We start from the raw sequence: 14,585 nt of genomic DNA, 5'->3' as shown, positions 1-14,585 counted from the left end.
CTTATAGTTTTAACAATTTTTCTAATTTCTTTAGTCTCCCCTCAATTGATTTTAAGTTCTCGTTTTTATGCTCTAATTCTTTTATTTTATCACTCTGTGATTCAATTTTTATATTTTGATTTTGAAGTTTTTTCTCTTGCTCAATAATATAAAGCGTTAACTCTTCAATTTTTTGAAGAAGTTTAGCATCCATTTCCCCAAGAAAGATACCGTTTTGCTCAACGTCTTTAGCGCTTGGAATATCTTTTAAATGGCCTTTTTCTTTAATGTGTTGTTCTACTTCTTTTAAGGTTGGTAAGTTGTAGTCATCATAGAAAACAAAATCACTCCAACCAGTTTCTACTTTTATTTCTTTTGCTTTAATATTTCCATTTACTGCCAGTTTAAACCCATTTTGTATATTAACTGTGCCTATTGTAACTTCTCCAGACTTGCTTATTCGCATTCTGTTTTTGCTCCCCGTAAAGAAATCTAAACCAAAATGACCTGATAGATATGTATTATTAGGGGCTAAGTAAGTTGATGTTCCATCTTGGTAACCATGAAACCCAAGCCCATATTGGTTAATGTATTCTTCATCATATAAAAAATCATCATTACTATTTAGTGTAATTCCAGGCGAATTATCATTCTCGTTTGTTGCTGCTGGAATTCTAATTAAGCCATTTACTTCCAATTTTTCTCTGGGATTAGTAGTACCTATACCTATTTTGCCGCTTACATAAATATTAGAATCTAGATCTCCAAAACCTACTCTAACATGTTTACCTGTATTATAATTTAAATATAAATCGTCTATATTTGAGGAGGAGGTTTCTTTACCATCTATATAACGTGTTTTTAAATGATAATTTCCTGTTCCACCAATATTTACATGTCCTTGTACAGTTAATTTTACATCAGGTTCTGTTGTTCCTATACCAACTTGCCCACTGTTTAAAATAGTCATTCTTTGAATATCATGTGTAATAAATGATAAACCAAAATAACCAGACAAGCTTGTTTTGGCTGATCCGTAAGTAGATAACCCATATCTAGCTATATCTACCCCATCAATAAGAAAAGAAGAATCTACATTAAATCCTATTTTTCCATTATTTGTTGTTGTTTCAATATTACCATTAACAGATATTGCTTCATCTGGATTTGTATCCCCTATACCTACTTTAGTTCCTGTATCCGTTATAGCCTGAGCAAAAATACTACTAGTACTCAAGAGTAGTATTAACAAAAAAAATGTACGTTTCATATTATTAAAATTTAATCTTCTATGGTAAAACTGTATGTTGTATAAAGGGTTTCAAAATCTGTATTTACAGCTTTAACTCGCCATTGGTAGGATCCTTCGCTTAAGTTACTAGCTGTAAAACTTAGTGATGTTTGGGTTTGGTTTTCTATAATTTCGGTAGCACTATCAAAATTTGGTGTGGCTATTTGAAATACATATTCATCTGCGCCTTGTACAGTTTCCCAACTAAAGTTTATAGTATCTGTTGTACCATAACTTACATTATCTGCAGGCGATAATAACACAACTTCTTCTTCAGATATATCGGTATCTAAATTGGCATCAACGCTAAAACTTTGTTCGGTATATGCCGTTTGGTAGGCTGAGTTTTCTGCTCGAACACGCCATTGATAATCGCCATAATCTAATTGGTGCTCAAAGCTTGTGGTTGTTACTAATGAATCTAAAAGTATTTGTTGGGCATTACTAAAACTTGGTGTAGCTATTTGTAAATTGTAGCTCTCTGCTTCAATAATAGCTTCCCACGAAAAATTAACAGTTGTCGTTTCTATAACTGTACCACTTTTAGGGGCTAAAATATTAACCCTTTGGTTGGATATATCGGAAACTTCAATTATATCGTCGCAACTTATGCATACAAAAATGATGATGATATTTAAAACTTTATACTTCATCTTAGCTTTAATATGATATTTGAGTGTTATCCATTGCTCGAATTGCCGATTTGTAAGTACTTTTTGGGCAATTAGTAAACGGACTAATTACATCTATAATGTTTAATTTATGTCTTTGGTCTTGCTGCCAACAACAGCTTAAACTCTCGAAACCAAAAACCACACCCTGTGACAGCCAAATAGTATGGCTAGTTTTGTTTTCTGTGTATAATTGTAATGCAATACTTTTATGAGCTTTCATTTCTAAAAAAACTGCATCGGCTTTTTGTAATAGTTCTGTATCTTTTTTGGTTAAGGCTATGCTAATCCCATTTATTAGGTTTGCGTTTTTATTGTAGCTTAAATATGTTTTTACATCGTTATTAGCTGTATTGTTTAAAGCTTTAATTACCCCTACTTTATCGGCTATTTGTATTTTAAAATAGATGGGTTTTATATTTACACTATCTACATAATGCACCTCTACATTTGTTTTTTGTGTTTTGTTTGCTTTTAAAAATTGCTTGTAATTTTGTTTTGTAAATGGTATTGCGCTTACCATTACTTTTATCGGTTCTATGTAATTTGGTATGGCTGCACCGTAGTAATTAGGTTGTAACACAAAGTCTTTACTTAAACCTATGCTGCCTAAAGTAATTTGTTGGGTGGTTTTTTTTTGATTGAACTGTTGTAATGTAGTTGTTTTACAACCCACCAATAGAATTGTTAAACATAGTAACTGTATTACATTTTTAACCATGTTGTTTTTTAAAAAATTAATAACGAAACTATGGTTTAATTTAATATTTATACTAAGGTTACACCTTATAGTTTATAAGGCTTTTGTTGGTGTTTTTTAAATGATATTATTATTTATTAGGTGCAGACGTTGCAAGTTTTTACATAAAGTAAGGGAATATTCAAATTGTTTTGTGTAAAACCTATAAATACCATGATTGTTGATGCTAAAGCTAAAAAAACTAATTTAATTAGGCTAAAAACCCAACATTATCTATTTTTAATATAGTATGATCTTCTTGAAAATTTCTGGCACTTGAATATTTCCAATCTACTGCATTTGTAACAAAACCACTAGCCACAGGATTATTATGTATGTAATCTATCTTCTGCTTTATAACTTTTTCACTCCATAACTCTATGGGGTTGTTGTGGTGCTGCCAAAATTGATATTTAGAGCCATTGCTTTTCTTTTTAGCGGCTCGCTCAAAAAACCATAGCAAATATTTTCTTCTACTCTCTTGTGGATTATTTTCAATACATGAAATTACTTTTTTAGCTGTATAACTTTTAAAATCCCTTAATAAGCCTCATTGATCTTCTACGCTGGATCTAAAAATTAAATGTACCCTTCGACTTCGCTCAGGACAGGCTTGACTAGACATAAAACAATAACAATACAATTCCATACCTTTTTCTTTTCTGCAATAATTTACACTTTCTACCAATACGTTAAAATATATCTGTCTTGTAAATACATCTAACCAATTTACTGTAGCAAATGACACAAAATATAGACCTTGTTTATTATGGAACTTATAATTTCTACTCATAAAGACTAATATAGTAAAACTTCTTAACGCTGCCGCAAGCTTGTAGCTTGTGGTAAAACAAAAAGCTACCATAACAAGTAGCTTTTCTGTATAATTTATTCTTGCTTACTCTTACCGCTACTAACTACAAGTTAGCAGTAGCGACATGTGGTAACCTAGCGGGGGCCTCTACATCTCTGTAAAAGCTTTTTCTCGTTTTTATTTCTGATCACTCTATACGACACTCGTCACAGACGGAGCGCTAGCGATCACTCGGTCGGGCGGGCAATGTTACCCTAGCAAAAGCTTAATGATAATCAAATTACAAATACCCAATCTATAAATTTTGTCCTCAAAATTTGTCTCTAATAATATTAACCTTTCCAAATGTTCAGTTTTGGGGTAAGTCAAGGCAAATATTTCCTCATATATAGTTTTCATTTTTATTAACTCCTCTGGAATAGGAGCTTTTCTATTTATAACTTGAACAGGACACCCATCATAAATAAGTGGCATCACATGACCAAGATTATTTACATATTTTAAAAAAGAACATGATGAGTCCATAGAATCCAAAATTTCTTTTTTTAAATGTTTATTTGACTCTAAATTTCTAATCAAAGAAAGATAGTCTTTGTTTTCTTTGCTAGAAAGAAATTTATTTTTTAATAAAAAGGCCTCAAAGTTAGCAATAGAATCAAATAAACTTATTTCAGGTATTTCCTTTTCATTTGAAATCTTATTAGAAGATATTAACCTTGTCTTCAAATTTTTATTTGTACATTTCTCTAAATCACTGAAAAAATTTTTATTACTCTTACAAGAAAAGGTCAAAGTAATAAAACACATTAAACAAAGTTTTGAAAGTATAAATTTAGTTTTGAAATCTATTGAGCACATTTGTATTGATATAGTTGTATTTAGGTCTTGGTGTAAATAGTTGTTTAACAAAATTCTTGCTAGTCGTTTTATGAGAAGTAAAAGTAAAGTTAAATTTCCCTTTCTTTCCTGCTCCTCCTGGAATATTATAATAATAATGAACTTTTTGATGAACAATTTCTCTACTTCCTCCAAGCATAGAACCATTTGCGTTAATAGGTTGATTCATATTTGAATTTGAAAATATCGCATAATAATACTTAGACTTTGATTTGAAAAAACTTCCTTGAGAGGTATACCACTGTATATTCATACTAATAGGTATATCTCCATCAATAGTTGAGAAAGTCCCATTATAATCTACTGGTATTTGAACTTGAGATTTTAAAATATTCGAAAAATATTCTGATCCAACAAAATGAGTTTTACCATCTTGAGTCGAACTATGCTGCATGGCATAAATAAATTGGTCTAGAATTCTTTGATCTGTTGCTTGCCCTCCATTTAAATCCAATTTCAACTTCTCAGAACCAAACATATTAAAAACATCTTGTCCTGACACTTTAGTAACACCTGCCGTAACAGCCTCGGATCCAATCAACTCTCTAGCTTCAGATCTTGATACTCCATATTGCTTGGCAAAAGTTCCTACAGTATCTCCTTTTTCGGCTACGTAAGTTGTCGTACCATCATCATTTAATATAGGTTTCCAAAAAGCTCCGTCAGGATCAACTCCATTAATAGGATTATTCCCCATACCCAGATAAGGGCTAGCATATTGCCCCGCAGGGTCGGTCGTCAACCAACGTCCAATCCTGCTATCCCAAAGCCTTAACTCAAAAGCTTCCTTACCTGTCTCCGGGTCTTTTTCTTGCCCTTGATACTTGTAACGGTAATTCCCTTCCAAGTTCCTGTTAGGCATCGGCATACCAAAAGGATAATAATCGGTAGCTACTAAAGCCGCTGCGTTAGTGCCAGACCATTGTACTACCGCACGTACATTACCTAAATGGTCTGTAAGTTGGTACACACTAGAGCCACTTGTACCCGTAGTATTGCGGTTAAACACCCCTAAACGGCTAGCCCCATAAATGGTATGCTCTTTTGCGACACCATTACGGTAAATGGCTAAGGCTGTACCTGCGGCATCGCGTATGTAATGCTCGGTATAATCTAGTGTTGTACTATTGGCTACGTAGGCTTCCTTTTTAACACGGTAACCTTTATCGTTGTAAAAGAACTTAACACGTGTATAGTCGCTTTGTTTTACCTCGGTAACTAAACCACTTGCGTTGTAAATATAAGTAATATTTTCCTCATTATTTTTAATAAGTTGCCCAATTTGGTTGTACTCGTAATTTTCGCCATCTTGGTCGTTAATATCTGTATTTGCTAAAACTTGGCCTACAGCATCGTCTACTCGTAATAACTGGTTGGGTTTTTGGGGGTTGTAGGCATAGGTTAGCTGGTCCATAGCATTGCTAGTAGCATCGCCATTTTTATTTCGGTTTAGGGTGCGTATGTTCCCGTTGGCATCATAAGTAACATCAGAAACATTATATTCGCCCGATTGAAACGCACTGGCTGTTCCGCTAATAGTTGCTGTAACTGTTGTACCTTCATTAGGTTGGGCATGAAAACCTGGTAGCAGGGTTATACTAGATGTTGCTGTTAAGTTTTTAGTTACACCTATATAGGTTTCGCTATCTACAATACTTACCTTAGAGGTTGTATCGCCAGAGTTAGCATATGTTCCATATATGGCATCTGTAAGCCAGTTGTTTTTGTTATAATAATAACTGTAGGTTTCTTCGTTGTTTGCTAGTTCTGTATTAGTCCAGCGTACGCCTTTTATATTACCGTTAAATTGGTCTTCGCCATAGGTAGCTGTAATAATATCTGGATTTTCTGTACGGTTATAGTCTGTACTATGGTAATCTATTTGCATACTAAACAAATCGTTTAAATCGCTTGATTGTTTTGCACCTGTTGGGTTTATGGCTTTAAGTTGGCCGTTTAAATTATACACATAATCTATGGCTTGTAATGGTATACCACTTTGTGGTGCAAGTTCTACACGTTTTAAAGCGCCTGTTTCGTAGTATTTATATTCTGCTTGTGTTGTGTAATTAACATCGTCTGTACTGGTTTCTACGGTTATTAGGCTATTATCTATAGCATCATAAGTATATCGATGTATAAAACGCTCGTTAGCTTCATTTTTTTGATAAATTACTTTAGTGACTTGGCTGGTTATGGGGTCGTATTCGTAATCTATGGTTTTTACGCTTCCCAACCATGTTGTTCCTAATCCTGCTATATTTTGTACTATCCATTTTACACGTCCATAAATATCGTAACTATAATACGTTGTGGTATTATCGTTATGGGTTTTAGCTACATTTCCTGCTAAAAATGTTGGACTCCCATAGATAGCTTGATTATTAGAATCATGCCACAAGTCATTTAAAAAATCCCAATCTGAATCATTTATATAATCATATGCTGTGTTTTGAACTTCAGAACAATTAGCATCATTTAAACCATCTACATCATCTACGATATTTAATAAAGCTGTTTTAAAAGGATTTGTTGTACTTGTAACATTTTCGGGTAGTACATAGCTGTTTAAAAAGCTTGACGTGTCTGAATACACACCACTTTCTATAGGTCTACCCAAATTATCATAATTGGTATACGAAAACTCTAAGTTTTCCCATTGTTTGCTATTTATTGAAAAGCGTATTTGCCCATCTTTTCGGTATAAAAACCAAGCGTCGCCTTCGTCTGGGCTACTAGTATGGGTTAGTTGACCCAATGCATTATATTGAAAGGTGCTTACTGGTTTATCTGCTTTTGTTGTACCAACAGGTTGATAGGATGCGATTAAACGTCCTTTTTCGTCGTATTCGTTTAGGCTATAATCGTAGTAGTTTTCTTTGCAGATAACAGTTACGGTATTAGAACTATTTGTTGGATTATAATTTTCTAAATTAGTGATGGAAACTCTGTAAAACCCAGGATTTAAAGAGGTAGTAGCTCCTGTTTCCTTTACTTCGGTTATTAAATTATAAACTTCGGTTGTTATTCCTGCTACACCGCTTATGTTAAAACCAACTGTTCCGGCAGGTACATGCACATCTACAAAACCTTGTTGGCTAATTGTAATATCGGTATCTCTAACTACAGTACCTCCAACGCGTGCTGCTGCTAGAGTTTTACCATCGGTGTCTGTAAATATTACGGCTTCCCTGTTATGTACATCTCTGCTTACTGTTTTTATTATTTTTCTGGTATTGGTATTACTTACTTTATAACTTGCATCACCAAAGGCTACCGATTGGGTAAGCTCATCGCCAGCAGGCATACTAAAGGTATAGCCTTGTTTCCATTCACCATTTATTTTATTGCCCCCAATAGTTTTTAAAACAGTGCCAGGGTTAAGTTGGCTGTAAACAGTTCTGGAAAAGGGATACTCTGTAATGTCTTGATAACTATCACCTTTTGGTCTTACAGGGTCAGGGTCGGTGGTAACGGTTTCATTATCTTCACTGTAATAAAACCCTAACGTATTAGCTGTTTTACCAACTGGTTCTGGAGTGTTTGGGTCGGTTTCAAAATCGGTAACACTATAAGTATTGCCGTTTTTATTTTGCATAAAGGTATCGCTATAACCGAAGGCGCTTTCGTCTCTAACCGGAGCACTTAAGGTATTTATCGCTGGTCTTCCTTGACTGTCATATAATATTTGGGTTGCCCATGTTCGTCCTTTTTTTACATCTAAGGTTTGTGTTTGTATGGCTTTACCTAACTCATCAAAATAAGCTTTGGAAGCCCCTGTTAAATCGTTGTTTATATTGTATGAATATGATTTAATCCAATTATAATTACTATTATCGGTATATAAATCTATACAACCATTATTTATAACACTATATTCGTTGGGACAATAATCTAAATTATTCTCAACAAAATTACCAACAGTAGGTGGGTTTATTCCATATTTAGGACTACTATTATAATCGCCATAGCCATCGCCATCGGAATCCACATAATATGCTTTATAATTAGGGTTACCCTCTTGCACTATTGTAAGTGAACCGGACAGATATGTTTCATCGTTATATTGCTGATAAAATACTATACTTTCACTTCTCGTGTTTGGTGTATTATTGGCCGCTATGGTAACGGTAAAGTTTGTATTAGCAGAAAATATAAACTGACTTAAACTTAGCCAAGTTGCATTATTTTGTACTTGAGACAAAATTTTACAACCACTTCCTTCTAATTCTGCAACTAAATTTAATACGCTAGAACCATTATATACATTAATTGAAAGTACCTTTTGAGCATCTTGATATATATAAAGAGGGCAGAAAACATTTCCATCTTCAATTATTTCATCTGAATTACCAGGATCTTCCGGGTCTACTGGATCTACAGGGGTTTCAATAGGCTCTACAATTATAGAAATAGCAGGATCTTTAGGATCTTCTATTATTTCTCCTTCGTTTTGAGCAAAACCCGCATAGCTTATGCCTGTAAATGCCACTACCAATAATGTTAAAATACTTTTTTTCATAATTACTGGTTATTTTTATAATTATAACTGTTTTTACTTATGGTTTTAAACCCTCCTGTACCTTCACCATTAAAATCGGCAACTTCTGTTTCTGTAGTAATTAATCGACCAGCAGCATCATATTCAAACTTACTGGCTAAACCGTTGTTACTTATAATATACCAGAGTTCGTCCCACTCGTTATAGACATAACTGGTCATGGATGAGGCTATAGGATGAAGGCGGAAATCGTCTATATAAATAGTGCTACCAGCCGAGGTTATATATACGGTTTCTGCAGCGGTACTTAAATCTTCATAATGTGTTTTTAGCACCCAGTTACCCGCATATACTTCTTCTCCATTAAAAGGCTTGGTGTTACCGTTAATACTTATTCTGGCCTGTGCATGATTTGATTTTTCTACCCAAACCGAAACTTTATATTTACCAGCACGGTGTTGGTTATCAATCATATTAACCTCAAAACCTTTACCACCTGAAGACACGGTTACGGAATGTGTTCCTGTATGTGCTGTGGTTTGGTTTTGACCTGCAGATTTTACTTGGCCATCAAAATAAGACGTATTATCTGTTACATATTCTGCACCAGAGTAATACATTTCGGTGTATTGGGCATTACTTACTGCCAAGACTTTAGTATTATCGTCACACATTTTTGTAGAGGCATAATTGTTATTGATATCTCTAACCTCTAAAGGCATAGAATAATGGTTGTACTGAGTGGTGGTTGAAACGTTTTTCCAATCGGTATTAGGTTGTTCCAATGTTGGATTAACGGTCCAGTCGAAACTTTCATCATCTTGTTCCGGGTTTGGATTTGTGAAGCCTTGTAATGTGCCATCAGGATTTAAACCACCATCCCAAACAAAACTTTTGTGCTTACGCCATATTTTTTCTTCATTAGGAATTGTTGAATTTAACGTTTTATTACCGTCAAATTCTGTGTAATCCCATTGGTTATTCCAAGTGGTAATGCCAACTCCTGTTTCTTTCCATTCGTTACCTACTTTTAAATAGGTTTTTGTCATGGCTTCTTGGGTTAGCATATTGTAATTTGTAGGGTTGTCTACTTTGCTTCCCATACCGTAACCGCTTAATTCATCAGAATATTCTGCAATAGTGTAAGCTGGAATTAATTCGGTTTTAAATTCGTTGCCTTTGCTGTCTGTGGTCGTGGTTTCTAGTACTTGTCCTGTAAGAAAATCATGTTTATTAAAAGTTGTTGTGGTTGTGAAACCGCCTTGGGTGGTGGTGGTGCTTTTGACAATTGATGGATTTTTTATAAAACTGGTTTTTGTAAGGTCATAATAACTTATACTATTTCCTCTAGTTCCTCCATCACTTTCATATACTGAATATGATTTGAATGATTCAGCACTTGTTCCTAATTTATTTGCAAATGGGGTATCCCCATAATCATATTGTAATGAATTAATTATCTGATTTTTAGAATTATATTCTTTGCGAGACTTCAAAGTTCCGAGCAAAGAATAATTATTATACACTTTTAAATCCATTAATTTAATTTCATCTTCATCACTAGTACTATTAACTATGTTAGTATTTACAATTTGTTCGTCGTATTCTATTTTTAAATAATTATCTATTTGATCTATTACATTTTCACTGCTAGATAAACGCCCATAGGTAAGCCCAATACTATAGTTTAATGGAGATAAAGAATGAAAATTATAAACTTCTTTATTAATATGGTTATCATTTTCATCTTTTGTTAAAACAGTAACATATTCATACATAACACCAGAACCAGGAATTAAATTTTTTAAGCTAGAAAAGTTTACATATGGGGTTTGAGCTGTCATACCAGATGACTCACCAGTTGTAGGATTAGTATATTCATAAAAAGTACTATTAGAATTATTATCGTATATATTTACTATCTCAGACACTCTCAAACCTCCTCTAGAATCATTACATTTTCCAATTGCTTGTTCACTAAAACAATCTTCAACATCTAATGTAACATTATAAATATTTGACCAACCATTAAAATGATCTGCATAAAAATCTCCCGAAAAATTAGAGGGAACTTGAGTATCAAAATCTACTGTAATATAATCATTATATACACCTGTAATGGTTGCCCCAATTACAGTTGATGTACTTCCATTATAATCACTTTCATTAAATTCAATATCGATACTATTGTTAATAGTAATACATGAATATATTTCACCTATTTCATAACAAGGGTTAGTATGAATCAATTCTAAACTTCCACTATATCCATTATTTAATCTTAAAAAAGTTTTTGGTTTAGGAGTCATATCATAATTTGATTCCCCATTTCCATTTAATAAAACCGTTTTAAAATCATCTCTTTCATATTTAATCATTAATTCATTTCCTGTAGGAGATTTGATTTGTTTTAAACTCCAATTTTCTGGATATGACTTATAATATCCCCATAGATCAAAATTATCTTCATCATAAGTTGCTCCATTATTGTAATATAAAAACTCATACGGTGGTATTAAAGAAATATTATTTTTTCCATTACTTAAAACTTTCTCAAGTGTTAACTTACCATTACTAGAACTAGTTTCTTTCGCTAAATCATATGAATATTCAAAATCTGTTGAGCTTAATGCGTATTCATTAATGTAAGTTTGATTAAACTTATTACTCAAATAAACATTATCTTCATAATTACCAGACAACCATGTTCTTTGATGTAAAGTTTTGTTAGTTTCTCCTAAGTATTGACCAATAACATTATATCTATCTCCCGAAACGTTTAAGTCTATACTATTTGATGTTTGGTTAATATTTGGTGTTTGAGAGTGAACTAAATTAAACTTATCTAAGTCTTTATGTTTTATTATTAAAATTTTATCTAATTTTAAAGATGAGGAAGAGGAAATATTCGCATCATACGTATATTTATTATCCTGAAAATAAAGTCCTGTTGCTAGATTAGCATAATCTTGTACAATACCTTTATTAACATCATTATATGTCCAAGATTTACTTAAATGAGTTCCCATATTATCATTCCTTACACTTTTTAAGAATAATGCAGAATGTGTTCTTGTGTTAATTGCATTTAAATAATAAAGTTGTCTTATCCCCCAGCTTTCTACAATATTTTCTTTTTCATCTGCCAAAACATCTATTCTTCCTCTTTGTCTTTTACCATCTTTAACCTCTCTATACCACATAAAAGAATCTGTCCACTTTCCATAATCAAAAGTTACCCAATATCCATAGTCATCATCATTTATCTTACCATCTGAATTATTATCTAAGTAATCAGGTCCAGTTATTGCCGTTAACAACCAATGAGTTGCATATGGAGTAACTCTTTGTATTTCAGAAAAACTTTTTTCTTTTCCTCTTATATTATCATAACCTTTTGTCATGTTTTCATATTGATACACAGGTAAAGAATAATGATACGTTTTACCATCTTCAGTTGTTACTTTAAAAGCTCCTATACCTCTATTTGGATAATGAAAATCAATACTACCATCTCCGTTTATTGTGTATCTTGTAAAATTTGTAGCTTCATAAATCAAACTAGGATTAGATTTTATTTGTAAATTAGTATATGATTCTACCAAGGTTCCTGATCGTTTTCTTTTTGAAGAACTATTATACCCTAATTGATTATTGAAATTATAATTTAATATTTCATTAGATGTTACATCTGTTATATTTGCTATACTTTGAGGTATATTCCATGTAGAGTTGTCAATTTTTAGAAAGGAATTATTACTTACAGTTGAATAGAAATAGATATTATTACTTTCATCTCCAAATTCTTTACTAAATGGATTGTCAAAATAAATATATTTACCTTGTGAAGGACTTTTACCTGTTAAATATCCATATTCATATACATAGGGTTGTATTTTTTCTGAAATACCTTGTCCTGATACATCATAATCATCATAATTTAAAGTTTCAAAATTTGCTGAATAACTTACATTTGTTGGGGAATGGTTTCCAGACATAAAACTACCTAAAACATCCATGTGCCTTCTTTCAACTGCTTCTATTGAATTAGAATATGAATATGTACCTTCTTTAGAATATAAAGCCCCATAAATAGAGTTGTTTTCTGAATCAAAAATATGAGCAGTTGTTTTAAAATAACTGAACTTTACATGGAAAATTTTACTTATGGGAATAGCAGAAATAAACCCTTTTCTGTTAACCGAAACACCTCCAGCTGTAATATGATTACTAACAATACTATTAAAACCATAACGACCTAAACTATAACCTATTCCACCAGATCTCAGCGAAATACCTAAAGCATTTCCTTGTTGAGAAAAGGACAATCCACTTTTTTGATTAAAAGATAGAGTGTTTTGCAAAAAACCTTTTTGAGCCCCTAAACTTATGTTTCCATTACTACTCATACCAACAGAAACATTATTGACTGTAGTATTAAAAGACACACCGCTTTTACCTCCATATCCAACGGATACACCTGCCTTGTAAGAATTAAGTCCTGAAAAACCGCTACTATTTTTAAAACCTATACCAAATTCTATAGTCCCACCAGATGCTTTACCATTAATAAAAGAATAGTCAATTGCCACATTAAATATTTTAAATGTTGCTCCTATTCCAATTGTTATTTCTTCCTCTTCACCTAAATCAGAGTAAACAAAATTAAATTGCTTCCCATTTCTCCAATCATCTGGATCTCCATTAACAGATCGATTTATTGCTCCAGGGTTTACATTCCAACCTAATCCTACCCAAGATGCTTCTTGTTCCATCGCAATACCAGCATGATAAGACAAAGCAATAGGGTATCCCCCCTCAGGAGACGGCACATTTAATAAAGGTAATACATAACTTAAATCTCCCGTTACCAGATTTACCATATCTGTAGCATCAACAGGCTCGAAACTGGCTGCCTCTGGTGCATTTGGCCCTTGTGCATTTATTTTGTTAGTAAATAAACTAATAATGAATATTGCAAAAACAATACGTATTTGTTTTGAGAGCTTTTGTTTTATCATGAGAACTCGTTTGTTTTTTATGTTATCCTGAAACGCATTGCAGATAACAAAATATTATAGTTTTAATTTTGGTTCGTTAATTATTCGCTTTATAGGTATTTTAAACTTTACTTCGCCAGTATACAAACCCAAATCTTCAATGGTAAAGTTTATATACTCACTTTTCATAGCTTTTTTATCTCTGGGGTATACAAACATGATTGTGGTAGCTCTACTCATGCCGTACATACGCGGATAAATAAAATCTGCCATTTCTAGGGTATCTTTATTTGGAGTATAGACATGCACTTTCTCACCCATGCCAAATGCCAGTTGATTAACCATAGCCCCGAATTCGTTTCTGTTTTTTGGAGCTACACTAAGCAACTCTTGGTTATTAGCACTCATACTTAAATTAAAGTACATGTATTTTTTATACTTGTTGCGTAATGCTTTTATTTTATGGGTGTTTTTACTTCCAGCTAATTCTTGATTTACTAAAGCATCTGTAGGCCTATAGGTTATAGTATAATTTACACCATTTACTGTTTTATACTGTGTATACCCATTGGTTTCGTTTTGTAAATATTCTAGCAATGCTGTTTCATTATCAAAGCTTTTTTGTTTACAACTACACAGAGCAACCATTACTATAGCCGTAACAGCATATTTTAACTTAAATAAATTATGCAT

The 14,585-nt window shown here is 32.8% G+C and carries 7 protein-coding genes and 1 pseudogene; all 8 read right to left on the bottom strand.

Going from position 1 to position 14,585, the window contains the following annotated elements; translation table 11 throughout:
• Position 1: 1 nt before the first annotated feature.
• A complete protein-coding gene (locus tag LG649_RS00125; RefSeq protein ID WP_226539510.1) occupies positions 2-1,249 on the bottom strand; it encodes a hypothetical protein in 1,248 nt (415 codons plus the stop codon).
• An 11-nt stretch (positions 1,250-1,260) separates the two neighbouring features.
• Complete coding sequence (locus LG649_RS00120; RefSeq protein WP_226539508.1) at positions 1,261-1,923, bottom strand: fibronectin type III domain-containing protein; 663 nt, start codon at positions 1,921-1,923, stop codon at positions 1,261-1,263.
• Positions 1,924-1,930: 7 nt separating this feature from the next.
• A complete protein-coding gene (locus LG649_RS00115; protein ID WP_226539506.1) occupies positions 1,931-2,662 on the bottom strand; it encodes a hypothetical protein in 732 nt (243 codons plus the stop codon).
• Positions 2,663-2,891: 229 nt separating this feature from the next.
• Positions 2,892-3,473 (bottom strand): annotated as a pseudogene (locus LG649_RS00110) (transposase).
• 270 nt (positions 3,474-3,743) lie between these two features.
• Positions 3,744-4,220, bottom strand: coding sequence for a hypothetical protein (locus LG649_RS00105; protein ID WP_226539504.1), 477 nt, complete (start codon positions 4,218-4,220; stop codon positions 3,744-3,746).
• 106 nt (positions 4,221-4,326) lie between these two features.
• Complete coding sequence (locus tag LG649_RS00100; RefSeq protein WP_226539502.1) at positions 4,327-8,913, bottom strand: RHS repeat-associated core domain-containing protein; 4,587 nt, start codon at positions 8,911-8,913, stop codon at positions 4,327-4,329.
• Positions 8,914-8,915: 2 nt separating this feature from the next.
• Positions 8,916-13,913 carry a hypothetical protein gene (locus LG649_RS00095; RefSeq protein ID WP_226539493.1) on the bottom strand — a complete coding sequence of 1,666 codons (4,998 nt, stop codon included), beginning with the start codon at positions 13,911-13,913 and terminating at the stop codon, positions 8,916-8,918.
• Positions 13,914-13,967: 54 nt separating this feature from the next.
• Positions 13,968-14,585: a hypothetical protein gene (locus LG649_RS00090; RefSeq protein WP_226539491.1), complete on the bottom strand. Its 618-nt coding sequence runs from the start codon at positions 14,583-14,585 to the stop codon at positions 13,968-13,970.

Source organism: Neotamlana laminarinivorans (genome assembly GCF_020523925.1).
Classification (GTDB): domain Bacteria; phylum Bacteroidota; class Bacteroidia; order Flavobacteriales; family Flavobacteriaceae; genus Neotamlana; species Neotamlana laminarinivorans.
The sequence above is the reverse complement of the archived record's forward strand: the minus strand, read 5'-3'. Positions and strand labels throughout refer to the sequence as shown.

Bases quoted from the DNA above. Each gene is read 5' to 3' on its own strand.
- LG649_RS00125 (WP_226539510.1), bottom strand. From the start codon at position 1,249: ATGAAACGTACATTTTTTTTGTTAATACTACTCTTGAGTACTAGTAGT.
- LG649_RS00120 (WP_226539508.1), bottom strand. From the start codon at position 1,923: ATGAAGTATAAAGTTTTAAATATCATCATCATTTTTGTATGCATAAGT.
- LG649_RS00115 (WP_226539506.1), bottom strand. From the start codon at position 2,662: ATGGTTAAAAATGTAATACAGTTACTATGTTTAACAATTCTATTGGTG.
- LG649_RS00100 (WP_226539502.1), bottom strand. From the start codon at position 8,913: ATGAAAAAAAGTATTTTAACATTATTGGTAGTGGCATTTACAGGCATA.
- LG649_RS00095 (WP_226539493.1), bottom strand. From the start codon at position 13,913: ATGATAAAACAAAAGCTCTCAAAACAAATACGTATTGTTTTTGCAATA.
- LG649_RS00090 (WP_226539491.1), bottom strand. From the start codon at position 14,585: ATGCATAATTTATTTAAGTTAAAATATGCTGTTACGGCTATAGTAATG.